The organism is Paenibacillus sp. FSL F4-0236, assembly GCF_038000135.1.
Classification (GTDB): domain Bacteria; phylum Bacillota; class Bacilli; order Paenibacillales; family Paenibacillaceae; genus Paenibacillus_AQ.
In genome coordinates, this window is record NZ_JBBOBK010000001.1 from 315224 (window position 1) to 340190 (window position 24967).

At 45.3% G+C, this 24967-nt stretch carries 29 protein-coding genes; 23 read left to right on the forward strand and 6 right to left on the reverse strand.

What is annotated here, in order from left to right:
• The first annotated feature begins 8 nt into the window (after positions 1-8).
• The 3 genes from NSQ29_RS01495 to NSQ29_RS01505 are packed head-to-tail and all read left to right on the forward strand — an operon-like array spanning position 9 to position 1062.
• Positions 9-200, forward strand: a complete 192-nt coding sequence (locus tag NSQ29_RS01495) for a hypothetical protein (protein ID WP_341124200.1) — start codon at positions 9-11, stop codon at positions 198-200.
• Positions 201-204: 4 nt separating this feature from the next.
• Positions 205-885 (forward strand): hypothetical protein, encoded by a 681-nt coding sequence (locus tag NSQ29_RS01500; protein ID WP_341124201.1) that lies wholly within the window; start codon positions 205-207, stop codon positions 883-885.
• Between the two features lie 12 nt (positions 886-897).
• Complete coding sequence (locus NSQ29_RS01505) at positions 898-1062, forward strand: hypothetical protein (RefSeq protein ID WP_341124202.1); 165 nt, start codon at positions 898-900, stop codon at positions 1060-1062.
• 197 nt (positions 1063-1259) lie between these two features.
• On the opposite strand, the gene NSQ29_RS01510 is transcribed toward NSQ29_RS01505, so the two are convergent.
• Positions 1260-1427: a hypothetical protein gene (locus NSQ29_RS01510; protein WP_341124203.1), complete on the reverse strand. Its 168-nt coding sequence runs from the start codon at positions 1425-1427 to the stop codon at positions 1260-1262.
• Between the two features lie 277 nt (positions 1428-1704).
• Between NSQ29_RS01510 and NSQ29_RS01515 the strand changes: the two genes are divergently transcribed.
• The 8 genes from NSQ29_RS01515 (at position 1705) to NSQ29_RS01545 (ending at position 4881) form a co-directional block, all read left to right on the forward strand.
• Positions 1705-2331: a hypothetical protein gene (locus NSQ29_RS01515; RefSeq protein WP_341124204.1), complete on the forward strand. Its 627-nt coding sequence runs from the start codon at positions 1705-1707 to the stop codon at positions 2329-2331.
• Positions 2328-2900, forward strand: a complete 573-nt coding sequence (locus tag NSQ29_RS01520; RefSeq protein ID WP_341124205.1) for a hypothetical protein — start codon at positions 2328-2330, stop codon at positions 2898-2900. The genes NSQ29_RS01515 and NSQ29_RS01520 overlap by 4 nt, the downstream gene beginning before the upstream one ends.
• Complete coding sequence (locus tag NSQ29_RS01525; protein ID WP_341124206.1) at positions 2897-3115, forward strand: hypothetical protein; 219 nt, start codon at positions 2897-2899, stop codon at positions 3113-3115. Before NSQ29_RS01520 ends, NSQ29_RS01525 begins: the two co-directional genes overlap by 4 nt.
• Before the next feature lie 103 nt (positions 3116-3218).
• Complete coding sequence (locus tag NSQ29_RS31490) at positions 3219-3329, forward strand: DUF1660 family phage protein (RefSeq protein ID WP_445739151.1); 111 nt, start codon at positions 3219-3221, stop codon at positions 3327-3329.
• A 34-nt stretch (positions 3330-3363) separates the two neighbouring features.
• Entirely contained in the window at positions 3364-3552 is a 189-nt protein-coding gene (locus NSQ29_RS01530) for a hypothetical protein (RefSeq protein WP_341124207.1), read from the forward strand.
• A 59-nt stretch (positions 3553-3611) separates the two neighbouring features.
• Positions 3612-4094 carry a hypothetical protein gene (locus NSQ29_RS01535; RefSeq protein ID WP_341124208.1) on the forward strand — a complete coding sequence of 161 codons (483 nt, stop codon included), beginning with the start codon at positions 3612-3614 and terminating at the stop codon, positions 4092-4094.
• A 57-nt stretch (positions 4095-4151) separates the two neighbouring features.
• Entirely contained in the window at positions 4152-4637 is a 486-nt protein-coding gene (locus tag NSQ29_RS01540; protein ID WP_341124209.1) for an ArpU family phage packaging/lysis transcriptional regulator, read from the forward strand.
• A gap of 19 nt (positions 4638-4656) precedes the next feature.
• Positions 4657-4881, forward strand: coding sequence for a helix-turn-helix domain-containing protein (locus tag NSQ29_RS01545; protein ID WP_341124210.1), 225 nt, complete (start codon positions 4657-4659; stop codon positions 4879-4881).
• An 18-nt stretch (positions 4882-4899) separates the two neighbouring features.
• Here the strand turns inward: NSQ29_RS01545 and NSQ29_RS01550 are convergent, their stop codons facing one another.
• Positions 4900-6201: a hypothetical protein gene (locus tag NSQ29_RS01550; RefSeq protein ID WP_341124211.1), complete on the reverse strand. Its 1302-nt coding sequence runs from the start codon at positions 6199-6201 to the stop codon at positions 4900-4902.
• 260 nt (positions 6202-6461) lie between these two features.
• Between NSQ29_RS01550 and NSQ29_RS01555 the strand changes: the two genes are divergently transcribed.
• The 8 genes from NSQ29_RS01555 (at position 6462) to NSQ29_RS01590 (ending at position 15676) form a co-directional block, all read left to right on the forward strand.
• Positions 6462-6686: a helix-turn-helix domain-containing protein gene (locus NSQ29_RS01555; protein WP_019908812.1), complete on the forward strand. Its 225-nt coding sequence runs from the start codon at positions 6462-6464 to the stop codon at positions 6684-6686.
• 317 nt (positions 6687-7003) lie between these two features.
• Entirely contained in the window at positions 7004-7993 is a 990-nt protein-coding gene (locus NSQ29_RS01560; RefSeq protein ID WP_341124212.1) for a LacI family DNA-binding transcriptional regulator, read from the forward strand.
• A gap of 21 nt (positions 7994-8014) precedes the next feature.
• The gene (locus tag NSQ29_RS01565; RefSeq protein ID WP_341124213.1) at positions 8015-8992 is read left to right on the forward strand and encodes an N-acetylglucosamine kinase; all 978 of its coding nucleotides are present in this window, start codon (positions 8015-8017) and stop codon (positions 8990-8992) included.
• Positions 8989-10287: a 6-phospho-beta-glucosidase gene (locus tag NSQ29_RS01570; RefSeq protein ID WP_341124214.1), complete on the forward strand. Its 1299-nt coding sequence runs from the start codon at positions 8989-8991 to the stop codon at positions 10285-10287. The genes NSQ29_RS01565 and NSQ29_RS01570 overlap by 4 nt, the downstream gene beginning before the upstream one ends.
• A 24-nt stretch (positions 10288-10311) precedes the next feature.
• Positions 10312-11238, forward strand: a complete 927-nt coding sequence (locus NSQ29_RS01575) for an ABC transporter permease (RefSeq protein ID WP_042191444.1) — start codon at positions 10312-10314, stop codon at positions 11236-11238.
• Positions 11239-11333: 95 nt separating this feature from the next.
• Positions 11334-12224, forward strand: coding sequence for a carbohydrate ABC transporter permease (locus NSQ29_RS01580; protein ID WP_042191442.1), 891 nt, complete (start codon positions 11334-11336; stop codon positions 12222-12224).
• Positions 12225-12258: 34 nt separating this feature from the next.
• Positions 12259-13905: an extracellular solute-binding protein gene (locus NSQ29_RS01585; protein ID WP_339798410.1), complete on the forward strand. Its 1647-nt coding sequence runs from the start codon at positions 12259-12261 to the stop codon at positions 13903-13905.
• 37 nt (positions 13906-13942) lie between these two features.
• Complete coding sequence (locus NSQ29_RS01590; protein ID WP_341124215.1) at positions 13943-15676, forward strand: family 10 glycosylhydrolase; 1734 nt, start codon at positions 13943-13945, stop codon at positions 15674-15676.
• Positions 15677-15934: 258 nt separating this feature from the next.
• Here the strand turns inward: NSQ29_RS01590 and NSQ29_RS01595 are convergent, their stop codons facing one another.
• Complete coding sequence (locus NSQ29_RS01595) at positions 15935-16255, reverse strand: hypothetical protein (protein ID WP_042191436.1); 321 nt, start codon at positions 16253-16255, stop codon at positions 15935-15937.
• 234 nt (positions 16256-16489) lie between these two features.
• On the opposite strand from NSQ29_RS01595, the gene NSQ29_RS01600 reads away from it, so the two are divergent.
• From NSQ29_RS01600 to NSQ29_RS01615, 4 genes are all read left to right on the forward strand, one after another.
• Positions 16490-16873 carry a hypothetical protein gene (locus NSQ29_RS01600; RefSeq protein WP_341124217.1) on the forward strand — a complete coding sequence of 128 codons (384 nt, stop codon included), beginning with the start codon at positions 16490-16492 and terminating at the stop codon, positions 16871-16873.
• 190 nt (positions 16874-17063) lie between these two features.
• Complete coding sequence (locus NSQ29_RS01605) at positions 17064-18089, forward strand: helix-turn-helix transcriptional regulator (RefSeq protein ID WP_341124218.1); 1026 nt, start codon at positions 17064-17066, stop codon at positions 18087-18089.
• A 171-nt stretch (positions 18090-18260) separates the two neighbouring features.
• Positions 18261-20042: an ABC transporter ATP-binding protein gene (locus NSQ29_RS01610; protein ID WP_341126713.1), complete on the forward strand. Its 1782-nt coding sequence runs from the start codon at positions 18261-18263 to the stop codon at positions 20040-20042.
• Positions 20039-21778 (forward strand): ABC transporter ATP-binding protein, encoded by a 1740-nt coding sequence (locus NSQ29_RS01615; RefSeq protein WP_341124219.1) that lies wholly within the window; start codon positions 20039-20041, stop codon positions 21776-21778. The genes NSQ29_RS01610 and NSQ29_RS01615 overlap by 4 nt, the downstream gene beginning before the upstream one ends.
• 162 nt (positions 21779-21940) lie before the next feature.
• On the opposite strand, the gene NSQ29_RS01620 is transcribed toward NSQ29_RS01615, so the two are convergent.
• From NSQ29_RS01620 to NSQ29_RS01630, 3 genes are all read right to left on the reverse strand, one after another.
• Positions 21941-23110 (reverse strand): DUF4179 domain-containing protein, encoded by a 1170-nt coding sequence (locus NSQ29_RS01620; protein ID WP_341124220.1) that lies wholly within the window; start codon positions 23108-23110, stop codon positions 21941-21943.
• Positions 23097-23630, reverse strand: coding sequence for an RNA polymerase sigma factor (locus NSQ29_RS01625; RefSeq protein ID WP_339266920.1), 534 nt, complete (start codon positions 23628-23630; stop codon positions 23097-23099). Before NSQ29_RS01625 ends, NSQ29_RS01620 begins: the two co-directional genes overlap by 14 nt.
• Before the next feature lie 288 nt (positions 23631-23918).
• The gene (locus tag NSQ29_RS01630; RefSeq protein WP_341124221.1) at positions 23919-24956 is read right to left on the reverse strand and encodes a helix-turn-helix domain-containing protein; all 1038 of its coding nucleotides are present in this window, start codon (positions 24954-24956) and stop codon (positions 23919-23921) included.
• Positions 24957-24967 lie beyond the last annotated feature (11 nt).

A 24967-nucleotide genomic window follows, 5' to 3' on the forward strand; every position in this document is an offset into this window, starting at 1 on the left:
ATTAGTAGATGGAATCATGCAAAATGCCAGACTGTAAAGAGGTGGGAACTCTCACATGGGCTCTTGTGCCAGTATGTGCGGTTCATTCACTAGAGATCAGGCAGGAAACAGCTAAATACTATGCTAAGCGAATAGGCTACCAAGAACGCGTGAAATACATGGGAATTATTCCTTTGATCCCTTGGAGTCGGAGGGAGTGAGGGCATGAGATTTGTTGGAGTGGATCCCGCCACAACTACAGGATTTGTGGCACTGGATGAAGTGGGCAATGTCTTGGTTGAAGAAGATCTGAGAGGAACGGGAAAGACGGTTCCTGGAGGCATATCTGAGGAGCAACTGGCTAACCTCGGGCACAGCCTATACAACCACCTGCATCCGGACGATGTTGCAGTAATGGAGAATGCAGCACCGGGAACCCAGAGGGGAATCACCACAGGGATGATACACGGTGTACTGCGATATATGATCCACCGTAGGAAGATAAAGCCGGTATTCCTAATGCCAAACACGGTTAAAAAATACGTTGGGGTTACTGGGTGGATAATCGAGGCTGGTAAGAAGAGGCGGCTGGAAGGATCCGAGAAGAAAGCTCATGTGGCTGCAGGGGTTTTTGAACACTTCGGTTACTCTCATAAAAGTGACAACGTGACGGATGCCTACATTATGGCGAAGATCGCTGAGGCGGTGTACCGAGTCCAAAACGGAGGCAACTTAGACCTCTATACACCTTATCAAAGGGAAGTCATTTGGTCGATCGTCAGTCCGGCAGCTAAACCACCGAAGAAGCCCAAGAATACAAACAAACCAGAAACGAACAAACGCCTAGGGAAGCCTGCGGCGGCGGACAGTCACACCTATTTTAAGGAACAACAGTTCTTATTTTAGGGAGGTGCAGGGGTGAACTGGAAGAAAGCAACGCTTGGACAGCTTTACGAGATTGCCTATAACGATGACGGAGCTGCACCAATTTATAAAAGTAGTGCTCTTGCTGAGATCCGGCGGAGACGGAAAAGACCTATGAGCAAGGTCAATCACAAAATCAAGGCGGTGTATCCAAGATGAGAGAGATCATTGTTGATTACTAGTGAATACTCCACTGGCGGGGGAAGTTCGGCAACAACGGTATTGTTCGCACCAGTAGGGCTATAGCTCATCTGGATCTGATAGTCAGGACCGCCAGAACCTGTACCGTTAGGGCATCCGCCTTCGGATATAGCTAGGCGGGGGGCGGGCAGTTGGAGTTTTCTCAGCTACCATATCTAACCCCAACCATTTACAAGCATGGTGTTACGTAGTTTTTCTGCTACATGAGCTTGATTCCGTACATCGTTCGATTCAACTGCTTCTTGCCATAAATCATAGAGATTTTGGTAATCCGGAAATTCTCTGACAAATAAAGCGAAGTATTTTGGGTTTTGATGAACCATTGTCGTTCCTCCTTTGGATTTTCAGTGAATTTGTATTCATAGAAATATACAAGAATCTAGGCGTTTTTTTTAAGTGGTAGCTTAAATTTTTTTCAGCCTTTGATATTCCTCCTAACTATCGGGGCAACTCTTAAAAAAGTTGCGAATATATTTTTTCGTGAATTTAGGGTCCTACGAAGATATCCATAATGACCTAGTACGTTCGCACTTTCAAAAAAATAATGTGCTTAAGAGATTTAAAAAGAATCAGGACATAGCCCATAAGGAGAGATAAACGATGAATAATCAAGCAATTTTAAATGTGCTCAACAGTCTTGAAGTAGTAGAGCAAAATGGCGGTGACGAAGCCTATATTTTAGTTGATGTTACACCGGAAATGGTAGATGAGTTGGCTGAATTTGGAGTTACGCAAGATACCATTTACAAATATGGTGATGCTGAAACAGTTTGTATTTTAGCCATGGCATTTTGTGAGGGTTACGCAAACGGATTTGTTAAAGGGAAGTTGGTCTATTGCACACCTGGAACAATCAATCACTTTGTCAATGAAGCACACTGTAATGCTGTAGACAAAGGCTGGTGGGAAGAAGATCGGAGCTTCGGGGAAATCATTGCCCTGATTCATTCAGAGGCTTCGGAGGCACTGGAGGACTTTAGAAACGGCAAGAAACCTGTCGAAGCTTGGTATGAGGCAAAGGATAAAGATACGGGACATAAGGCTGTTTCACTTGTACAACACACCCCATATTGGAAGCCTTGTGGCATCCCGTCTGAACTAGCGGATATTGTGATTAGGGTATTTGATGCATGTGGTCGGTATGCAATTGATCTGGAACAAGCAATTAATGAAAAGATGGCGTACAACGCAACACGTCCACAACGACATGGCGGTAAAGTGCTATGAGCATGACACCAGAACGGATAGAAGAGAAGAAGCGACTTCATGAGTATAAGCACCCTGACTGCGCAGCACTTATCACTGTAGGGGAATTCAATTTATTGCTGGCTGCTCTAGAAGAGTCACAACAACAACTTATCGAAAAAACAAAAGAATTGGCTGGTGCGAATGTGCTTATCAATGGTCTTCAGATAAGTGCCGAACGGCAACAGCAATTCGCAGCAGAACAGGCCGAACGTATCAACGAGATAAAAATTGACTTGAGAGAGGCACAGCAGACCATAGCCCAGCAACATTCCAAAGAATATGGAATTTTTAACACAGCTGATTGCGAAATGTTCACGGCAAGCAAAGAAGAGGTTTGGAACTATCTTCAAAATAACACCACAGTATTCCAATGTTATTCGGTAGTTATGGATGGAAAGACGGTCATAACTTCCGAACCATCTGCTGGAGCAAACGGCAAGCTTGATGAATGTACGCTGGATGAATTTTTTCAGAGGTTCGAAGATGAAGATATTGTTATTTGTCGATTGGCAGCCTTAGGAAATAAGGAAGGGAGCGACAAGGCATGAGCTTCAGAACAGATGAAATAAAGACCTATCGAACAATAGTGATTTGCGACGATTGCGAAAAAGAAAAAGTTATAGCAGATAGTGACATTCCACTTGGATTTGATAACCGTATGAACGGTGCATTGAAAAACGGATATATGTTTAAGCAGGAAGGTAACGTATTCAAGAACTATTGTTTTCAGTGCGAATCCAAGCGTAGGGAGGCACAGTCATGACACAGGTAAAGGATAAGACAATCATTTACCCCCGAGAGAGGGCAGAGGCGGTAAATATCACGCTTAGTAGTGTCATTTACGGCGTAGGAAGGGGCAAGCATCCATGCGTAAAATCATCTGCAAATTGCTAGGACATAAGACCGTCAATAAGAGAGGCATTTGGCACAGCTATTGCCTACGTTGCGGCAAAGACAAGGTTTGGGGACCGGATTGACGCAACGACGATGTAATAGAAGGTGGGAAAATGGATGATTAGCCAAGAGAAATTTGATGATATTGAAGCTGAACACGGCTGTGGGTACTATCATTTGTGTTGGGAAAAAGCGTGTCCTTGTGCTATTACAACTGAAAATAAAGGCTTAACCAAAGAAATATATGACCGATTTATAGAAGAAAATCGTAGAGTGGCTGAAGAGTTAGACGAAGATGATTATTAATGAGCATTCCGAAGATATGGTGACACCATTAAACCCAAATTTGAGAGGAGCAATTATAAATGAAAACCAGCGTAACCACAAAGATCAAGGACATTAAATTCGGTGCTAAAGAGGACGTAATTACTTTAACGATAGACGGTAACATCACAGACGAGCAGGTTTCTATCTTGCGGAACATTAAAAGTACAGGTGTTGCATTCGTAAGCTTCAGCAGCTCGCAAACTGATCTAGATGATTATACCCCGACACATACGCATCAAGGTGTTCGCGGAACGATTGATAAAGATGGCTCGGTTAGTGTTGACTCCGGTCAGATGACGATAGAAGAGGCTGCTGCGGTGGCTGAAGAGGAAGACGAGAACGAAGAAAGAGAAGACGATCAGAAAGAGGACGTTGAAAAGGAAGCTGACGATCAGGAAGAACAGCATGAAGACGAAGATCTGGACGGCGAGAAAGAAGACACTGAACAACAAGAACAACAAGAGTTGGATGAAGAAAACGGTCCGCCGATACCTGAAGGTGACGACGATCTGCCGTTCTAAGATGGTACACTCCCCGGCTTCGGTCGGGGAACTCTCTTTATAGATTGAGGTGATTGAGTGACACAGATTACGTTTGAACTACCAGAATTGGATAGAAAGAGAACGCAGGCTGCAGTAGAGGCGGCATTGGAGAAGTACCGAATATTCAAATCTACGTTGATTGAAGAACGAGAGGCACAAACAACAGCATCCTGGTCAGATTCTCCAAAAGGCTTCACAGGAACAACTAGCGACCAGACATCAAACATCGCAATTTATAATGTTGATGAACCGGCAGCTCGCAAGGCTTATTGTGAAAGAATTGAAAGGGCGGTTGGTAAGCTTCCTAGAAGAGAGCGTTTATTGATCTCAGAAAGGTACCTTAATACTGATTGTGATTTTGATTATGTGGTATTCAATCATGTTTTTGATCCTCCAATCGGAGAGACGACCTATTACAGACTAAAGTGGAAGGCGTTCTACAAGATCGCATTGAACCTTAATATACAGGTGGTTAAGGAAGTGAAGGGATCAAGAAATATTGAAGGGAATAAGAAGTCATAAGACAACCATTTTCAACAGTATGATAAATCGAGGTGATGAAATGATTGATGCCACGGAAAAGGAAAAACTCCCCCCGGTATTAGAAGTGTCCGACATACAGAGGTATTTAAAAATAGGGAGAAATCAAGCCTATGAATTATGTAATTCTGGTCAGTTTCATGTAGTTAGGATTGGAAGGCTAATTAAGGTATCTAGAGATGTTTTCATAAAGTGGCTTGATGGAGTAGATAAAGAGCACGGATGAAAATCCATGCTCTTTTTTTTATTTTAGTTTGCTATATTCTGAAATATCTAGTTTATGACCAATAGTTTCCTCAGCAATTTCTTGAATCTCAGCAATAATAGTAGAAAGATCAAACAAACCAGTAATTTGTGATGATTCGTTCATTAATGAAAACAAGTACTCATAATCTTCCTCATTAAAATCCTTTAATGCCGGTCTCACCTGTTGGCGATATAAATCATATGATTGGCTATAACTGCTACTTTTGGAGAAGTTACGAACTATCAATTTGTTAAATTCACCAGGCATACCGGCTACTTGGGTAAGTTCCGAGATATTTCTAAAATCATTTGTAAATGGCGTTGTTAAGTGGGACATCTTATCAATTACCTTTTGAAGATGATCTTCAGGGTTAGCTGTAATAAACCAAGATCCAATAAATAGTCCTAGTCTGCTAGAGACTCGTTCTTCAAATATCTTACGTGTGTCTTCATCTAGGAGATGATAGAGCCTAGGAGCCTTTTGAAAAAACTGGGTCAGGTAGAATAACGATGGATTTTCCCAGTCTATATTACTATAGTGCTCTCTTTCTCCGTTCATAGCGTCATATACAAGGTGGGGGAATTGTTTTTGAAGAATCTGGAGTGTTACTGCATTTACGTTTCTATTCTGTTCAGATTCTTCATTGTTTAAGCGAAATGTAAACTTCCATAAAGTTCGGAAAAGTTTCTTTACGGTAGCATCATTCAAGTACTGAAGATATCGTTTTATAATAACTCTTTCATATGCTCCCTCAGTATCGTTTCCAAAACCGACCCATTGATCAAATATACCCGGAATCTTGAGGATAATGCTATCAAGAACTTGAGTAGTGAACATCGAATGCTTTGTTAAGATACCTTCGAGCATATTCCTTATGTGAGCTCTAGTGGTCTCCTTGTTAGGTGTAAAAAGGAGATCATCTTGTGTGATGCTTGGGTGTGCGCACAAGTTCCTGTGATCCTTCAAAGCACTAATATTCGCTATGTCATGTAGTTCTAATAATTTTGTTCTCTCAGAGATTCTTTTTATTAAAGTATACTCCCATTTTGATAACTGGCTATCGCTAGTCCGTTCTGCTTCAACCTCCTCCAGTATCCTACTAGCTCCCGGATCTTCCTCACGGTCAACCAGATCTTTCAGTTTGTATATGAGATCAGTGATGACAACGGTGTACAGAGAAACAATGGCGGATCTGTAATTTCGATTATTGTAGGAACTAATTACTTCTTGAAAATACTCTTTTGTTTTAGGGTGGTGAATTTTTTCTGTTGCTAAATCTAATGAGTAATCGTGTAGCAAGTAAAATCCCTCCAAGTATGTAACGATTTTTATGTATAATCATGTCTGGTCTATCTTAGAAATTCTAACACAAAATCCCTCTCGTGAATGGAGAGAAATTGGTGCTATTTTTGGTGTTAAACTTGAGAGTAACTTACGGGATTAGAGAAGATAGGGAAGGATTCATCTAGTGACAAGGCCTGAATTAATCCTGATTATGAGTGCTTTAAAGGTATAAAAAGTGAATAGATAATACCAGTAAAAATACGGTGTTCACACCATTGAAGGGGAACGAACACCACAGCAAATTTCTGTTGACTCATCGTGAGCGCGAAGTTTTCGAGCTTCTCGTGCAGGACAAAACGACTCGTGATATCGCTGGTTTATTATTTATCAGCGAAAAAACAGTTCGGAACCACATCTCCAATGTAATGCAAAAACTAAACGTTAAAGGCCGTTCACAAGCGGTTGTCGAGCTGATTAAGCTTGGGGAGCTGAAAATATAGCTGGCCATGTCTTCGGAAGTGACGCGTTTAAGCCTTCTCCACCTTTAGGGGTGTGGGGAGGTTTTTTGTAGTGTCCGGAATATTAAATTTGACTACATTTTATGGATTGACGGATATTGGGAATGGTTGTAAAATCATCTTAAAGTTAAAACCTTTAAACTTTTGAAATCATTTTGATACTTTCGATAAAGATGAAACTGACATTCAATGTTCTATTATCAGTCAGGACGTAGTTGTGGCGAGAAGAGTTAGTCCTTTTTTATTTCCCTAAAAGTTATAACGTTTAAACTATTGAACTTGGAGGCATAGAAGCTTAGATGAACATTCATGATGTAGCCAAAAGGTCGGGGCTCTCTGTAGTGACCGTATCCAGAGTTCTTAACAATTCACCTTCTGTACGTGAAGGTAATAGGCGGAAAGTGCTGAGTGCTATGGAGGAATTAAATTATCAGCCCAATTCAGCGGCGCGGAGTCTCGTGCGTGGCAAGACGGGAGTTATCGGTATGTCGATTACCAACTTTAACGACTCCTTCTATGACCGCGTGATTCGCGTGGTGAACCGTAAGCTGGCAGAACAAGGTTACTTCTTGGCCCTGTCGATAGCCGAGAATGAGGATGAAGGCGTTAACTTCCTGTTTCAGAAGGACCGCGTTGACGGGATTATCCTGTTATCTCCGCTTGAGGAAAAAGAATATGTGGAGGAGCTGAAAAGAAAAAATATTCCGTTTGTCTTGCTGGATAACCAGCTCCATCATGAGGATGTTCCCAGTGTCGTCGTCGATAACTATCAAGGGGGGTATGAAGCTACCAAGCACTTGATTGGTCTTGGACACACCCAGATCGCTTATATCGGTGGCCCTTCGGTATTCCTGAGTGTAGCGGAGCGGAAGCGGGGTTATATACAGGCGCTGGATGAAGCGGGACTAACGCCTTTCGGCACGGAATATTGCGGATTTACGGTAAGTAGCGGTTATGAGGTGGCCAAGAGATGGATCCGTGAAGATAAGCTGCCGACAGCCATTTTTTCAGGAGACGATTTTATTGCTTTAGGTGTTGTTCAAGCCCTGCGTGAGGAGGGGATTCTGGTACCTCAGGATATCTCAGTAGTTGGCTTTGATGATCAGCAGTTCGTAGGTGAATTTTATCCCCGATTGACGACAGTCAGACAGCCTGAGGCGCAAATGGGCAGCATTGGTGTTGATTTGCTGATGAAATTAATCAATGGGGAGGTGATGCCAGCTGTTGTAACGAAGCTCGCTCCTCAGCTTCTCGTGCGTGAATCCACCGCATCTGTAAGGTTAACCTAAATATTAGGAGTGAAACGAACTGTGAAGTACTTTTTGGGAGTCGATGCAGGGGGCAGCAAAACTTATGCAATGATTGCAAATGAACAGGGAACGGTCATTGGTGTAGGCAAGGGAGGGAACGGGAATCATCAAAACAATCGTGAGCAGGCGGAGAACAGTTTGCAACAGGCTGTATCGGGAGCGATTATAGCGTCGGGGCTGACAAAGGATCAGATGGAGTATTCCTGGTTCGGTCTGGCTGGAGCGGACAGAGAATCCGATTTTCGAATTTTACGACCAATCATCCGCAGACTTGGCCTTCCACGAACTGAGATTTCCTGCGATACCTGGATTGCCTTGCGATCAGGTACAGAGAGTAATTATGGAATCGTGCTGATCTGCGGCTCGGGAGTGAACTGCGCCGGTAAAAATCCGCGAGGCGTTACATACCAATGTGGTGGATTTGGCTATCGGTTCGGTGATTTCGGCGGCGGCTATGATCTAAGTATTGAGGTATTCCGTAGCGTTCTTCGGGCGGATGATGGAAGAGAGAAAGAGACTGTCTTAAGCGAACGCTTAATTCATTTGCTGGGCTATTCCAGTGTTTCGGAGTTAAGGGAGGATTACCTGGATCATTCCAGAGACTTGCCTCCCCAGATTGCTGAGCTGCTGTTTCAAGCGGCAGATGAAGGAGACCAGGTTGCCACCCTACTGCTAACCAAGCAAGGGGATGAGCTCGGTTTGGCAGCGGTATCGACAATCCGCCATTTGGCTATGGTGGAGGATTCCTTTGACATCGTACTTGCAGGCAGCCTATTGACCAAGGGGGATCGCTCAGGCATCATCCGGCGGGCCATTGAACAGAGAGTGAAGCATTCGGCTCCAAATGGCACTTTAAGGACTCTAACCCGGGAACCGGTTGTAGGCGCGGTCGTTTTGGCAATGGAAAGCAGCGGTGTGAGTGTGAATCAGGAGGTTCTTGATCGTCTATCACTGGGTAAGGAGGGGCTATTATTATGAAGGAGACTTTGAAGCTCGTTGTCATCGGAGCGGGTTCATCGTATACGCCTGAGCTTATTGAAGGCATCATCATGCATCATAAAGAGCTTCCCGTCCGCGAAGTATGGCTGGTGGATATTGAGGCGGGAAGGGAGAAGCTGCATACGATTGCGGAATTAAGCAAGCGTATGATTGCTGAGTCCGGACTGCCGATTACCGTGACCCAGACGCTTGAGCGCAGGGAGGCCATCGCCGGAGCAGACTTTATCTGCACTCAAATCCGGGTAGGTATGCTGGAAGCGAGAAAATGGGACGAATTAATTCCGCTTCAATATGATGTCATCGGTCAGGAGACGACGGGTCCCGGAGGGATGATGAAAGGCCTACGGACCATTCCGGTTATTCTGGATATTTGCAAGGACATCGAGGAGCTAGCTCCGGATGCCTGGTTGCTGAATTTTACGAATCCGGCCGGTATGGTAACTGAGGCTGTTCACAAATATTCATCGGTAAAAAGCGTGGGCCTATGCAACTCGCCGATCGGTTTTCAAAAGTGGCTCTCTGAGTTCTTCGGACTTCCTAATGAGAAGATCTATGCGGAGTTTGTCGGCATCAACCATCTGCACTGGGTATCCGATATCGTAATTGACGGTAAAAGCAAGCTACAGGAGCTCATTGATTACCCCCAGAACTACAAGGCGAGTAATGTGCCGTTTGATTCCTGGGACCACCGGTTTCTGAATGCTTTGAAAGCCATCCCTTCTTATTACCTGAGCTATTACTACATGACGGACGCGATGCTTGCGGAACAGAAGGAAGCAGCAGCAACGACCGGATCGCGCGCTGAGGTAGTGAAGAAGGTGGAGGAAGAGCTGTTTGAGCTGTACCGGAACGTAGAGCTAAAGGAGAAGCCAAAGCAGCTGGAGCAGCGTGGTGGAGCCTATTACTCGGAGGCGGCAGTGCTGCTGATGCGCTCCATTTATAATGATTCCCGTGATATCCAGACGTTGAATGTAAGGAATAACGGAATGATTGACTTCTTGCCGGACGATGCCTCCATTGAGGTGAACTGTTTGGTAACCAAACAAGGTCCGCTGCCGATTCCGCTGCGCAAAATTCCGCAGCCCGTCAAAGGCCTGCTGGCCGCGGTCAAGCAATACGAGAGCCTCACCATCGAGGCGGCTGTACATGGAGACCGGGATATAGCCCTGCAGGCTATGGTTCATCATCCGCTCGTGCCTTCGGTCACCGTAGCTGAACAGCTGCTGGATGAAATGCTGGAGAAGAACAAAGCGTTTTTGCCGTTGTTTCACTAGAATCGTCCAGAGGAGGAAAAACGGATGAACACGGCCGAGAAACCAAGTAGATGGAAGAAATTCACCAGTCAATTGGATTTACAGTCCATGGTTTGGCCGGGAATTATCTTTGTATTCATTTTTAGCTACATTCCGATGTATGGCGTGGTTATGGCGTTCCAGCAATACGATATTTTTGGCGGCATTATGAAGAGCCCCTGGGTTGGATTTATGCATTTCAGAATGTTCTTCGAGGCACCGGAGTTCTGGAATGTGATGCGAAATACCATTGTGATTAGCTTGCTTAAATTGATTATCTCTTTTCCAGCACCGATTCTTCTTGCACTAATGCTGAATGAGATCGGTAATATGGGCTTTAAACGCGTTATCCAGACCGTCAGCTATTTACCGTATTTCCTGTCCTGGGTTATTGTATCCGGTTTTGTATTTTCGCTGTTATCTGTTGACAACGGAACGGTAAACTATGTGCTGGAGCGATTCAATCTGGTAGGGGAGCCAGTTAACTTCCTGGCATTACCCAAATACTTCTGGTCTATTCTAGTAAGTGTAAATGTGTGGAAGGAGGTCGGATTTGGGAGCATTGTCTATCTGGCCGCGATTGCAGGCATTGATCCGACTTTATATGAAGCCGCTTCCATAGACGGAGCAAGCCGATTTAAGCAAATTCACTTGATTACACTCCCCAGCATTACCCCCATTATCATCATCTTTATGATTCTTGCCATCGGCAGTCTGCTTAGTGCGGGCTTCGAGGACATTTTGCTGCTGGCAACCAATCCAATCCTGCGACCCTACTCCGATGTTATCGACACCTATGTGTACCGTGTGGGGATATTAAATGCCAGATTTTCTTATGCGACAGCGGTAGGGCTTTTCAAAGCGGTGATCAGTGTCATTCTGCTGGTGATGGCCAACAAAATCGCGCGCCGGGCAGATGTTAGTCTCTGGTAGGTACTACTACTCATAGCGAATGCTTCCGATGCAAGTTTTATTGGGATGTATCGACTGTAAGTAATGCTCCATAAACCTTTTAGGAGAGGTGAACAATGAGACTAAGCCTGGGCGACAAAATCATGCAGCGGACTATTTATATCCTTTTGACGCTGCTGGCGCTACTTATGCTGTACCCATTTTGGAACGCGCTGGTCATTTCCTTTAATCTAGGGAGCGATACGGCGCTCGGCGGTGTAACCTTGTTACCGAGAGCATTTACCCTGGAAAATTATTATATTGTGTTTCAGGATCATCGCCTGCTGAATTCTTTTCTGATCACCATTCTTAGAACGCTCGGCGGCACGGCATTGTCCGTCTTCTTCACGGCCCTGTTAGCTTACGGAATGTCCAAGAAAACATTGCTTTTTCGAAAACAATATATGGTGTTCTTCATGATTACGATGTTCTTCAGTGGAGGGCTCATCCCTAGTTATTTACTAGTTCGCTCTTTGGGTATGCTGGACACCTTTTGGGTTCTGATTATCCCCGGCATCATCAGCGTCTGGAACATGATTGTCATCCGCACCTTCTTCAACGCTTTGCCGGAGGGGTTGGAGGAATCGGCCAAAATCGACGGTTGCAGTAACTACGGCATTTTCTTCCGAATCGTTATTCCCGTCTCCGGCCCGGTGCTGGCCACGATTGCTTTATTTACTGCGGTCGGTTACTGGAACGACTGGTTTACGGGAGCGATCTATATTACGAAGGACGAACTGCTTCCTATACAGACCCTGCTGCGGCAGGTTATGAACTCCAACATTATGACCCAAATTGGTTCATCGAATGCCATCGCGCTGGATCATATGAACCGAAATCGGACGATTACTACGAAGTCACTGACCATGGCTACGATGATGATCGCTACTATTCCGATTATCCTGACGTACCCTTTTCTCCAAAAGTACTTTGTTAAGGGCGTAATGATCGGTTCATTGAAAGAATAGCAGTCTCCATATTATGTAGAAAGAAGGGAAAAGAATGGGCAATCGTATGAAATGGGTATCGCTTCTGCTGACTTCGCTGGTGCTTCTTCTCGCTGCCTGTAGCGGAGGGGGGAATTCTAACACTTCACCAAACACAAGCGAGAAAAATCTGAATACTGAGGTCACCACTGATGACGGCAGCGGGATTAAGCCCGTCACCTTCAGCTTCTATGGAAATTACGACTGGCTTACTACATCACCATGGGGGGATAATGAGGCGACAAAATGGATTCAAGAGAACCGTAAGGTTACTGTTGAACCGATTCAATCGGGAGGTGCGGCCGGAGAAAAACTCAACACGATGATCGTCGGTGGTGATTTACCGGATGTCATTTTTACTGACCGGGGATCCTCAGTGGAACGGCTGGTGCAGGCAGGGCAACTTGTTGCGCTGGATGATTACTATGACAAGTATCCGAACTTCAAGAAATATGTGAAGGAATCCACCCTGAATTTGCTCCGTTCAGATGACGGAAAAATCTATCAAATCCCCAACTGGTATACATCCGGGCAATTCGGCAACGGCGGATGGATGGTGAATAAAGATATTTATAATGAGCTCGGCAGACCGGCGCTGGAGACCTTTGATGATTTGTATCAATATTTACGCTTGGTGCAAGAAAAGTATCCGGATGTTGTACCTCTGGAGGTTGGCGAGAAGGGGGCAGGTCTGGAAATTATGTATGGCGGTTTTAAGGAGAACTCCACCAGTAAGTTCATTTCACTCATGGGATATCCGGAAGGCGACAAGCTGTCATCTATCTTGGACGATCCCGCTTACGAGGAGATGGTGCTGTATATCAATAAGCTCTATCGTGAACGGCTGATTACGCAGGATGCACTGCAGCAAACCCAGGATGCGGTCAAAGAAAAGGTCAATACCAGCCGGGTAGCGGTCATGGTCGAATCCAATATCACTACGTATGGAGCCGAGGGACACCGTGCACTGACTGCGAACAATCCGGACAGCGGTTATGAAATTATTTGGCCGATTCATAAAGCCGGACTAGACAAAACACAAGTGTTTGTAAGCGGTTTCGAGACGCTGGGTTGGAACGTCAGTGTCATTACAAAAAAGGCCAAGGATCCGGAGGCCATCTTCGCTTACTTTGACTGGATTACGGGTCCGGAGGGACAGAAGGTGCTTTTCTTCGGTCCTAAAGGCTTGTACTGGGATGAGGAGGACGCAGACGGAGCACCAATTCCGAACGAGAAATACAAGACGACTCCTGCTAACGAGCGTACCGAAACGATGAGAAAATTCGAGGACTTTAACTGGGCGGGAAATACGACCTTTATTGATACGGCGAAAATGAGCTTAGAGGCGCTGCTTTCCGCGAACCAGAAATCATGGGAGACAGTGGCGCAGTCCACGGTGACCTGGAAAACCGCGCTGGACATTACGGAATTTGTGAATACCGATCCGCTTCCGGATACGGAGATTGGCATCATCGCACAGAATGTCGGGGATATTTATACCCTTGCTTACGCACAAATGGTTCAGGCGAAGTCGGATGAAGAGGTATTGTCGGCACTGGAGACAGCCAAAAAGAACACCCAAAAAGCGGGGCTGGATAAGCTGCTTGAGTTCAGAACCGAAAAATGGCAGGAGAATGTCAAGAAAATCAACGCGATGAAATAAGACTTTTATGAAATCTTATACTTGTGGAGGCGATATTATGGCATTTGCGCTGAGATCGAGATGCATAGCAATGTTAAGCTTCGTATTGGTTTCTTCGATAGTAGGTGGTTCCGTGCCGGCTAAGGCCGATGAGGAGAGTAATCCCCCTTTTGAAACGGAAGTTATTGTACGGACCGTAAACCAGTTTAAGAATACGGCGGATGTCCATAATTTCATCCAGCTGTCCACAAGCTACGGTGTCGATGTCATCAGCATGAACGTGAAGCAGGATGAAGATGATGAGGTTCCGTCTGGAAGTGTATTTTATCAGAGTGATATCGCTCCGATCGCGCAAGGCTACGAGAATTTCGATGCCCTGCAGGCTGTCATTACAGCAGCCCATGCTGCACGAATTAAGGTTCATGCCTGGATTCCCCAGTTCCATGATCAGCAAGCCTTCCTTGCTCACGATGAATGGCAGATGCAAGCGCTGGTTAACGGGGTTCAGACTCCGTTCACAGGTTCTAACGGCAACGAATACTTCGTCAATCCGATTCACCACGAAGTGCAGCAGTATGAGCGTTCCATCATTCAGGAAGTGATCGAGAATTATGCTGTTGACGGTGTTGTGCTAGACTGGATCCGCTTCGACAATTACAACATGGACGTCAGTGATTACACGGCCCTGAAGTATCAGGCGCAGTTCGGGTATTCCCCGCTCAGCATTGACTTCGATACGGATTCGCCTCAGCGTGAGCAGTGGAATGAATGGAGAACTGAACAAATTGGACAGTATGTAGGCGATATCCGTGAGGATATTTCCGAATCTTCAAATCCGGATGTGCATCTCGGTGTGTATATTTTGCCGCCGGAATTTACAGAGGTTGGACAGAATGTAGCCAAATTTAAAGATGATATCGACTTTGTCGCACCGATGGCGTACTTTGATGACTGGGAGTTCAATAGTGATTGGGTATACAGCACTTCCTACGGCATCCTGAAGGATACGAGCGACCGGATCAGTGGCAGTGACGTGGAGATTGTTGCCACACTGGATAATGACTGGACTGATGATCAATATCAGGAGATTTACAAGGGAATCCGCGAGAATTATCCGGACGTGAAGCGCCTGTCGTTCTTTGCCTACGGGGCCTGGCCAGAAGATGAATTGGCCAATATCAAGGAACGTGAAACCTGGCCGACGCCAGGCTGGACGCCTCCGGTAGAACAAGACTATCCGGCTAAATTACCAGCAGGATGGAAGGCTCGAAATATCGGTTCCATGCCGGGGAACGTTACCTACAGTTCATCCAATAAGCAATTTACACTCAGCAGCAGCTCTACGGATATTTGGGGAAATGGAGATCAACTGAATTATATATACCAATCCGTGAGCGGCAATGCGGAGATTATTGTTAAAGTGCAGTCCACTAGCCGATTGGACGGCTGGGCCAAGGCCGGCATTATGATTCGGGAGTCGCTGGGTCATAATTCGAAGCACGCAGATATGATGCTTACCCCCGAGAATGGGGCAACCTTCCAGTATCGTGCAGAGACCGCGGGCAATATGGTCGACCATACTGCGGCTGCCTCGGCTCCAAGATGGCTAAAGCTGACCAGAAGCGGAAATACCTTTAAAGGGGCTATTTCGACGAACGGGAATAACTGGCAGACGGTTGGAACTGTTCAGATCCCGATGAATCGCAAGGTGTATATTGGCATAGCGCTCAGCAATCCGGGGGATGATTCGAGGAATAAGGCCGTGTTTGGAAATGTGAAGGTTACGGATTAAGCCTAATACATTTACAACTATACATCATCATTCGCTTTATTTTTTATGGGCAAAGCAAAGATATCAGAGGCTTGATTTGTATTTAGACCTCCTGGAAAGCACCCGAAGCCTGGGGATTTGCTGTCAGGGTGAGAAAGAACGGATACCGGCTGACTTTGGAATCTGAGGATGTAATATAATCGGCAGAACACAGTGCAATGCAGATTGGGTTAGAAGACATTCATCTCCGAAATACGGGTGAATGTCTTCTTTCTTTGCTCATAGTGTTCTGAAAATGTCATTTATCGTGTAATACAAAGCATTAAGTTCTTCCATATAAACTGTTTTTATTTTGGTTTTATCAGGATTGTCACTTATCATTTCCATAAAGACATCCGGATCATTAATGATACCATTAAGACTTGCGCGCTTTAACAATTCTGCATCGGAAATATCATCCTTAAACGACAGTCTTAAGATTTCCATAGTGTCGTTTACTATACCTTTGAAATTCTCTTCTTCCCCAAAGAAAGTTGCAATCTTATTCAAAAAGTCTGCATATTTATCTGGTATTTTTGAATTTTCTGAAAAAAATATCATTTATATCTTCTCCCTATATTAATCGAATTTTTAAATAGTTTTAAGTAATTGGCCAGTCTGAAATCATCTAATTATAGTCAGAAACATTATAATTGGATTTGGAACAATTGGCGGTTAAAAATGATACAGTAGTACTGTTTACACAGATTAAGTAAGTACGATATATCGGAAATTCTAACTTGTTTCATAGAGTTAAGTTATAGTTGACCAATTCGAAAGCGGCGGAGGCTGGGGATGCTAAAGACAGTATCAGTTATTTTTAATGAGCGACCAAAAAGGTGGGGATTAAGAGGGGATCCATATCTTTGGGATGAGCTAGAGAGGTACTTTCAGGAAGTGAATTATCCATGTACAGGTGAGGAGTTTGCAGAGATATTCAAATACGCATTTGAGGAATTAACAGGAAGTAGCTTAGGTGATTTAGATAAACAAATCTATTGTGAGAAATACAGTCATGGTGGTATGTCCAGTGGGCATGTTTGTCTGGAGTTTTGGATTGAAGTAGCGATTCCATTGCTAATTGAACGATTGGAGGGATTAGCAATTTTAATTGGTGAACAATCGGATGCATCTCACCTTCCCCCCCACCACCAATGTAATGTAAAAACTAAACGTTAAAGGCCGTTCACAGGTGGTTATGGAGCTGAAAATATAGCTGGCCATGTCTTCAGAAGTGACGCGTTTAAGCCTTCTTCACTTTTAGGGGTGGGAAGGTTTTTTATTGTTTATGCATATTTGCTAAAAGAACATTCAATTGATAATCATTCTCAATACATATATAATGAATTCAAAGTAAGGGGAAGTAGGGATGAGCATGAAGCGTAGCGATGGTCTGAATGAAGCGGAAACGATTGATGCCCATAAGACGCTTAGATGCGAAGGGTTTAATATTACTTACCAGTTGGACGGAAGCCACTTTGAGATAAAACCACCGGTCGAGCTAGGGAAGGGTAGCTGCCGGAGCCTGCTTACTCAGCGTTATCTTCAAATGACGGATTTTGATCTCCAATTTAATCGGGATATTGAAGCGAAGGGCGAGTTTAGAACACCTCGTACGGAGCTGATATTCTGTATGGGACATGGAATTGAATGGGGGACCTCGCTGAAGCAGGACTATTTTGCCATAGATACAGGAGAAAGTGTGCTGCTTCACGGCGGAGTAAGAAGTGAAAATTGTATATACCATAGCGGAGCGGGCTACAGATTCCTCAGCATAGATATGAGTCCGGCACAATTTGAGCGGATGACCAGCGGACTGACCGAGGATACACGGCTCCAAGCCGGAGGAGGAGCTGGGTTGTTTTTTGGCAAAAACGCTATCACACCATCTATCCGACTCATTCTGTCTCAAATTGCGGATTGTTCCTATAGTCATGGTATGCGGGACCTCTATCTGGAGGGGAAAATGCTGGAGCTAATGGCTGTCTATCTCAATGAATCTTTATTTGAAGCTGATCGGATTTCCCACACGGTCAAGCTATCTAGAGACGATATGGAGAGCCTGCGACTAGCCAAGGAAATTCTGCAACGTGATTATTTACATCCACCGACGCTAGCAGGGCTCTCTCGCATTATTTGCCTTAATGAGTTCAAATTGAAGAAGGGCTTTAAGGAAATGTTCGGTTATACTGTCCATGCCTATGTGATCGAACAACGGATGCAAAGGGCACAGCAGCTGCTAGAACATGGAAATATGACGGTAAGTGAAGCGGCATCCAGAGTCGGATACGTGAATGTCAGCCATTTCTCAGCAGCCTTTCGTAAAAAATTCGGTGTGCGTCCTGGAGAGTATCTGATCAGTGGTAGACAGCGTTCTTTAGGAACAAGGATGTAAGCTCACATCGAAAACAGATGCTCCTGATTTGGTTGATTATAATCCCGGAAATGGTAGCAACTATGAAGAGCGTTCCTATACACTAGTGCACAGAGAATCATTCTCAGTGTACTTTTTTTGTGCGTAATTATAAAGAGTGGGGGAACAGCTGTGAGTAAAACCAAAACTGGCATGTCGAGACTGCTGGAGATTGCCGGAGAGAAGCGGGGCCTGCTGATCCTGTCTGGCGTATTGTCATCTGTCAGCGCCGTGCTAATGCTGGTACCATTTTTGTCTGTTTATTTCATATTGGCCGAGCTACTGCGGCATGCAGCATCTCCTGGACAGGTTGACGGTGATGCAATGATCCGCTGGGGATGGATTGCACTCGGCGGCTTGGTTGGAGGGTTGGTGACCTCATATTGCGGTATTATGTGTTCGCATATTGCGGCTTTTCGTATTCAGTATAATCTGCGTGTGCGAATGACCGAACATCTGGGCAGATTGCCGCTCGGATTCCTGAATGGAACTTCGACCGGCGCAGTGAAGAAGACGCTGGAACAGAATGTTGACAAGGTGGAAAATTTCGTAGCGCATCAGCTCCCAGATTTGGTCAGCGCGCTGGCGTCTACGGTGCTGATGATTGTGGCGATGTTCTGGCTGAGTCCGCCGTTAGCTGTTGCCTGTCTTCTACCGATCCTCATAGGAATGGTTGTGCAGTCAGCACTTATGATGAGCAGTAAGGGGAAAACCAGTGTGAAGCAGTATCATGATTCTTTGGAGCAGATCAATGCTTCGGCGGTGCAGTATGTGCGGGGGATGCCAGCGGTGAAGGTGTTCGGGCAGACGGTGCATTCCTTCCGAAAGTTCTACAGTGATATGACCAGATACCGTGATTATTGTCTGGAGTTTACGGACCGTTATCAGTCAGGTTATGTTCTGTTCAAAACATTGCTGGCCTCCTCGTTTACCTTTATTTTACCGGTGGGTGTTTTTATGCTAAGCGGCCAGCCGGACTCCATGTCCTTTGCGCTTGTGCTGCTGTTCTTTCTAATTATGGCACCAGGCGTATCATCTCCGCTCTATAAACTGCTTATGCTGGCTTCGAGCACTCGGGATATCGGCGAAGGCGTAGAGCGGATGGATCGTCTTTTGGCACAGCAGCCTGTACCAGAAATAGCAAAGCCGCTATCACCGCAAGCTTTCAACGTTGAATTTATGGACGTAACCTTCTCCTACAGTGAAGAAGAGGGGGCTGCGGCTGCGCTCAGCGAGGTCTCTTTCCGGGCAGAACAAGGGAAGGTTACAGCGCTGGTTGGACCGTCAGGTTCAGGTAAATCGACGGTGGCCAGCTTGGTGCCGCGGTTCTGGGATCCGCAGGAGGGTGTGATCCGTATCGGTGGAGTGGATATCCGTCATATGGCGATTCATGAACTGATGAATACAGTTGCCTTTGTATTTCAGGAGACCTTCCTGTTCTATGACACTTTGTATGAAAATATTGCCGTCGGCAAACCGGAAGCCTCGCTGGATGAAGTCCAGGCTGCAGCAAGAGCTGCGCAATGCGACGAGTTCATCTCTCGGCTTCCGCAGGGGTACGATACGTTAATCGGTGAAGGTGGTGTCTATCTCTCCGGCGGTGAAGAGCAGCGTATTGCGGTAGCCCGGGCCATCCTCAAAAATGCGCCGGTACTTGTCCTCGACGAAGCGACTGCTTTTGCCGACCCGGAAAATGAGCATCACATGCAGCTGGCACTAACGGAGCTTATGCGCGGGAAGACGGTTATTGTTATTGCTCACAGACTCTCCTCTATTCGTGAAGCCGCACAAATTCTGGTACTGCGAGATGGGCAAATCGTGGAGCGCGGAGATCACGATAGTTTGATTGATCTCGATGGACTTTACACTCAAATGTGGCATGCCTACAGTGACGCTGGAGATTGGCATTTGGAAAAAGGAGGGGAACAGCTATGAAGGTATTGCACAATATTACTGCTGGCAAACCGCAGCAGCTGCTGAAGCCTGTACTTTTTTCCTTACTGGCTAACATAGTTAGTGTGCTTCCGTTTGCGCTTGTAATTGAGGCGGTGCGGTTGATTTTTGCTCCTTATATTACGGTGGGTGCAGAGCTTCAGATAGAACGGCTTTGTTGGATTTGCGCGGGACTAGCCGCTGTCATGGTACTGATGTTCCTGAGCGAGATCCCCGCTTACCGCACTGCATACCGCGGGGCTTACAATGTTGCGGCACAGGGACGGGCGGAATTAGCAGAACATCTGCGTAAGCTTCCGCTAGGCTACCTGACGCGCCGGGATCCTGGTGATTTGGCCAATATGATGATGGGCGATTTCACGCTGGTTGAGACAGGAATTTCACATCTGCTGCCACAGCTTGCAGGGGCTTTTGTACTGCCGATATTTGCACTTGCGGGTTTACTATTCCTCGACTGGCGGATGGCGCTTTCCATGTTCGTGGCACTGCCGGTTGCCCTCCTAATTATGTACCTGTCAGGCAGACTGCGGCGCAGATTAGGGACGAATCATATGAAAGCGAAATTGAACGCCGCGAATCGGCTACAGGAGTATTTGAATGGTATTCGGGTGATGAAAGCCTACAACCTGACGGGAGAACGCTTTGTCCGTCTGGATAGCTCTTTTCGAACTTTGATGAAGGAAAGTGTGAAGCTTGAAGGGATATTCGGACCGGTCATTCTAACGGCTATGGCTCTTCTTCGTGCGGGTCTGACCTTAATGGTATACGTAGGTGTGCATCTATTGTTAGGCGGGGAGCTCGGTATTTTGCAGCTGGCGGTATTCCTTATTGTCGGCACACGCATCTATGATCCACTGACGACGGCGCTCGCCAACTATGCTGAATTCCGGTACAACGAACAAGCGGGTGAACGCATCGTAGACCTGCTTCGCCAGCCGGTAATGACAGGGACTACAGCTCCACTTCCCGATAGCAGTACCATTCGCTTTGACAATGTTACCTTCAGCTATGGAGGTGAGCCTGTTCTCAAACAATTAAGCATAGAAATGCCGCAAGGTTCATTGACTGCAATCGTGGGTCCCTCCGGCAGCGGAAAGAGTACAGTGCTGCGTTTGATCTCGCGTTTCTATGATCCTGACGAGGGAAGTGTTCTGCTAGGCGGACGCAATATTAAAGATATTGATCCAGAACATTTGCTAGGGTCTGTGTCGGTTGTGTTTCAGGATGTGTACCTGTTCCAAGATACCATTGGAAACAATATTGCCTTTGGGCGGCCGGGCGCGTCGCAGCAGGATATTCAACAAGCAGCAGAAATGGCCCGTTGCCATGATTTCATTATGAAATTACCGCTAGGTTATGACACGCCGGTAGGCGAGGGTGGCAGTACGCTTTCCGGAGGGGAGAAGCAGCGGATCTCCATTGCTCGTGCGATTCTTAAGAACGCTCCGATTGTATTGCTGGATGAGGCTACTGCATCGCTTGACCCGCAGAATGAAGCCGAAATCCAGAAGGGAATTGATGCGCTGATTACGGGCAGAACCGTTATTGTTATCGCGCATCGGCTCAAAACCATACGCGGTGCAGACAACATTATTGTGCTGGAAGATGGCCGACTGGTGGAGCAGGGACGACATGAAGCTCTACTATTACGAGGTGGATTGTACGACCGTCTCTGGAAGCTGCAGCAGCAATCCGTCGGATTCCGCATCACGTCATAGGAAACGTCATTCACGCTTTTAGGAGGGCAAACGTATGGCTATCACAAAGGATGAATCTACCTGAAGCCATCTAAATATAAAGACGAAGCCTATTATGGCTTCGTCTTTTGTAGTTTTGCATACCTTTTTCATCCTAGAAAATAAGGACCCTTTTACAAATGACTATTGCACCGAAAGTACAGTCTCCAGCTCAGGGATATATTCCTTGACCATATTGTTGTCTTCCCACAGTCCTTTAGTCCCAGCTGGGGCTTGACCTTCGGAAACGACTAAGTACGGTTTAATGGTTACGGTACTCGGTATAGTCTTGAAGGGTTCAAAACGAACATTATAAGATTCGCTTAAGGGGTGAGCACCGATGGGCTTCAGTTGAACGCCGCGTTCATCCACAATGTCAAATTGAAGAGCGATGACGCCCCCGTTAGCCCCCTTATATCTCGAAGGGATAGAAGCGAGCATTTCTTCTACGCTCTGGCCCGGTTTGGTTTTGTACTCAATGGATAACTGCGTTGTGATTGGGGTGATTTCCACCTTACTGATCTGCAAGTTAATGTTATCGTGATGCATGGTCTCCTCTGAAGTTAGTACGGTAACGGGCGTTGATTTTGTAACAGGCAGAACGAATTCGAACGGGACATCGTAACCCTTTAACGTTACATTTACAGTCAAGTCAAACTGATCAGGGAACTGGACCGTCTGTGTTGTTGTGCTCGGCTCATAATAAGTGTTCAAAACCTGAACCATTATGCTGGAAGCAGTCTCAGCATCCATGTGTTCGTAACTCCAGAGCAGAGGTTGGCCTTTATAGAGAACCTCAAACTTATCCACTGCCCCTTTATTGGCATCTGAAGGCGGCGAATTGGGCTCCGAAGCCAGACGGTTTCCAGGAGTGGTTATGTTCATAAGAATTCGGGTCCCGTCAAATAACAATGTTGGAATATTCATAGTCACATCGCCATGGGTCACGCTTTGGTTTATGTTTGTGATGAAATCCTCGGCTTGTTGAACACCGGGATCTCCGTTGTTTTCGCCCCATAATGAATAGATTTGTCCCAAAAACGGAATTTGCTTGAGTGCATCAGCCATTGCGGGCGATACAAAGCCGGAAGCAAGGACTGTAACTCCAAGAATTGCAGCGGCTGCAGTGGAAATCAACCATTTATTAAAAGTTTTAGATACATTTTTCTTTTTCTGAACGGGGGAAATGGAATTATCGGTTTCCCTGATGATTTGGTAAGTCTCATTCAGCTTGGAGCGGGCAATATCGGATAACTGATCGGGAAGTAGGCTTTGGCAGTTTTTTAATTGTTCTTCTAACTTAGTGTTTACCATGTGGCAACTCCATTTCTTGATTGAATTGAGATGAATGTTTTAGCTTTTTGCGGGCGCGATGCAGCCGGGTCTTCACGGCTACCGTAGAAATTTCGAGAATGTCGGAAATTTGACTGATCGGCATGTCCTGTAGGTAATGAAGGTGAATGACAATCCGTAGATTCTCCTCAAGATGTTGAACGGCATCCCATATTTCGATTTTCTCATAATCCTTGGAAATGGAAGGGACTTCGGGAAGCTCTCCATAAGGGAGGGCTCTTGCGTTGTTTTTGATCATTTTGTTGCATTCATTAATCAGAATCCGGAAGATCCACGTTTTGAAAAAAGCGGGCTCTTTAAGTGTATGGATGGACCTAAAGGCTTTAAGCATCGTCTCTTGCAGGGCATCTGCACAATCCTCGTCTTTGTTGACGATGGACCTTGCAGTTCTATACAGAGGTAACTCTATCTCTTGCATCAGCTGCACGAATGCTTCAGAGTCCCCAGCTTTGGCTTTGACGACAATAGGATTAATATGCAAAGATTTACCTGCTTTCTTGACTAAAAGTCTTAGGATGTTCGTAACGTTACTTAAATATTAGATCGGGTAGGCAGCTAGAAGGTTACAACGAAAGTAAACCTAAGATATCCAGGGACTGAACCGCTTGGGCAAATCAGCACACACGGGATTCTCCAAGCATTCTGGGTTCACAAAATAATGTAGTATCTGGTGGGGCAGTGTTGCTTACTGAAAGAAAAAGCCCCCTCCGCCGTTTTGGCGGAAAGGGCCAGTCGTCCATGTTATTTGGTATTTTTATAAATGTTAGGTTTAGTTATTCAACATTATCTTTAAATTTTCTATTTCTCTCTTATAAAAATCAACGGTCTTACCCTCTGTGACTCTCCAGTCCCTTTCTAGCAGCTCAATTATTTCGTGATGCTTTTCAATAGACTTATCATATTCCCCTTTTATTATATATATATGAGAAATGGCTTCAAATGCATCTGTATACTTTGGACTTGGCTGTAGTTCGTAACCTTTGGAATAGTATTCTATGGCTTCGTCGTACCTGCAAAGTTTAGCCATACAGTCTCCTCTGGAGGACCATGCAAGCCAATCCTCAGGATACAAATCAGTCATTTGCTCCCAGAGATCCAGCGCCTGAGAAAGGTCGCCCTCTTCCTTGCATATCAGCCCTCCATATTTTTGATATAAATGACCAGGATGGATTTGGTTCAATTGTTCCAGAATTTCTTTTGCTTCAATACATCTGCCGTCTGCGATTAAGTAGTTCATAAGCCAAACATAAGCCTGCCAGTAATCCGGGTGATTCGGCACGAAATTCTTATAATACGCAATGAGTTTATGGTGATTTGAAAAGTTCCAATCAAAAATGATTCCATTCTCCGCATCTCGCAAGGCATTATGATTACTTTTGCTGTCCGGAGCTAATAGCAGTGCATCCTTAGCATAATGGGAAGCCAATTCACGGTGCTCATCTGAACGATGAATGTGTAACTGAGCTAGCAAGGTGAGGGATGGGGATTTTTTTTGCGCATCATTTATTTTTCCTTTTAAAAATTGTTCAGCATAGTTAAAATCGTCTTCGGATATAAAATGTTCAGTACTAATCATATTTCCAATTCGTTCTAAATGGGTATCATCGGTTAATGCAAATAATTCATCAATTGTAACACCAAAAATCACGGATAAATCAGGAAGAATTTGAATATCAGGCATGGTTACATTATTTTCCCACTTAGATACTGCTTGGGATGACAGATTCAGTTTTGCTGCTAGTTCTTCCTGAGTCATTTCTTTTTGTAAACGAAGAGTCTTTATTTTTTTTCCTATCTCAACATTCATTTGTATAACCT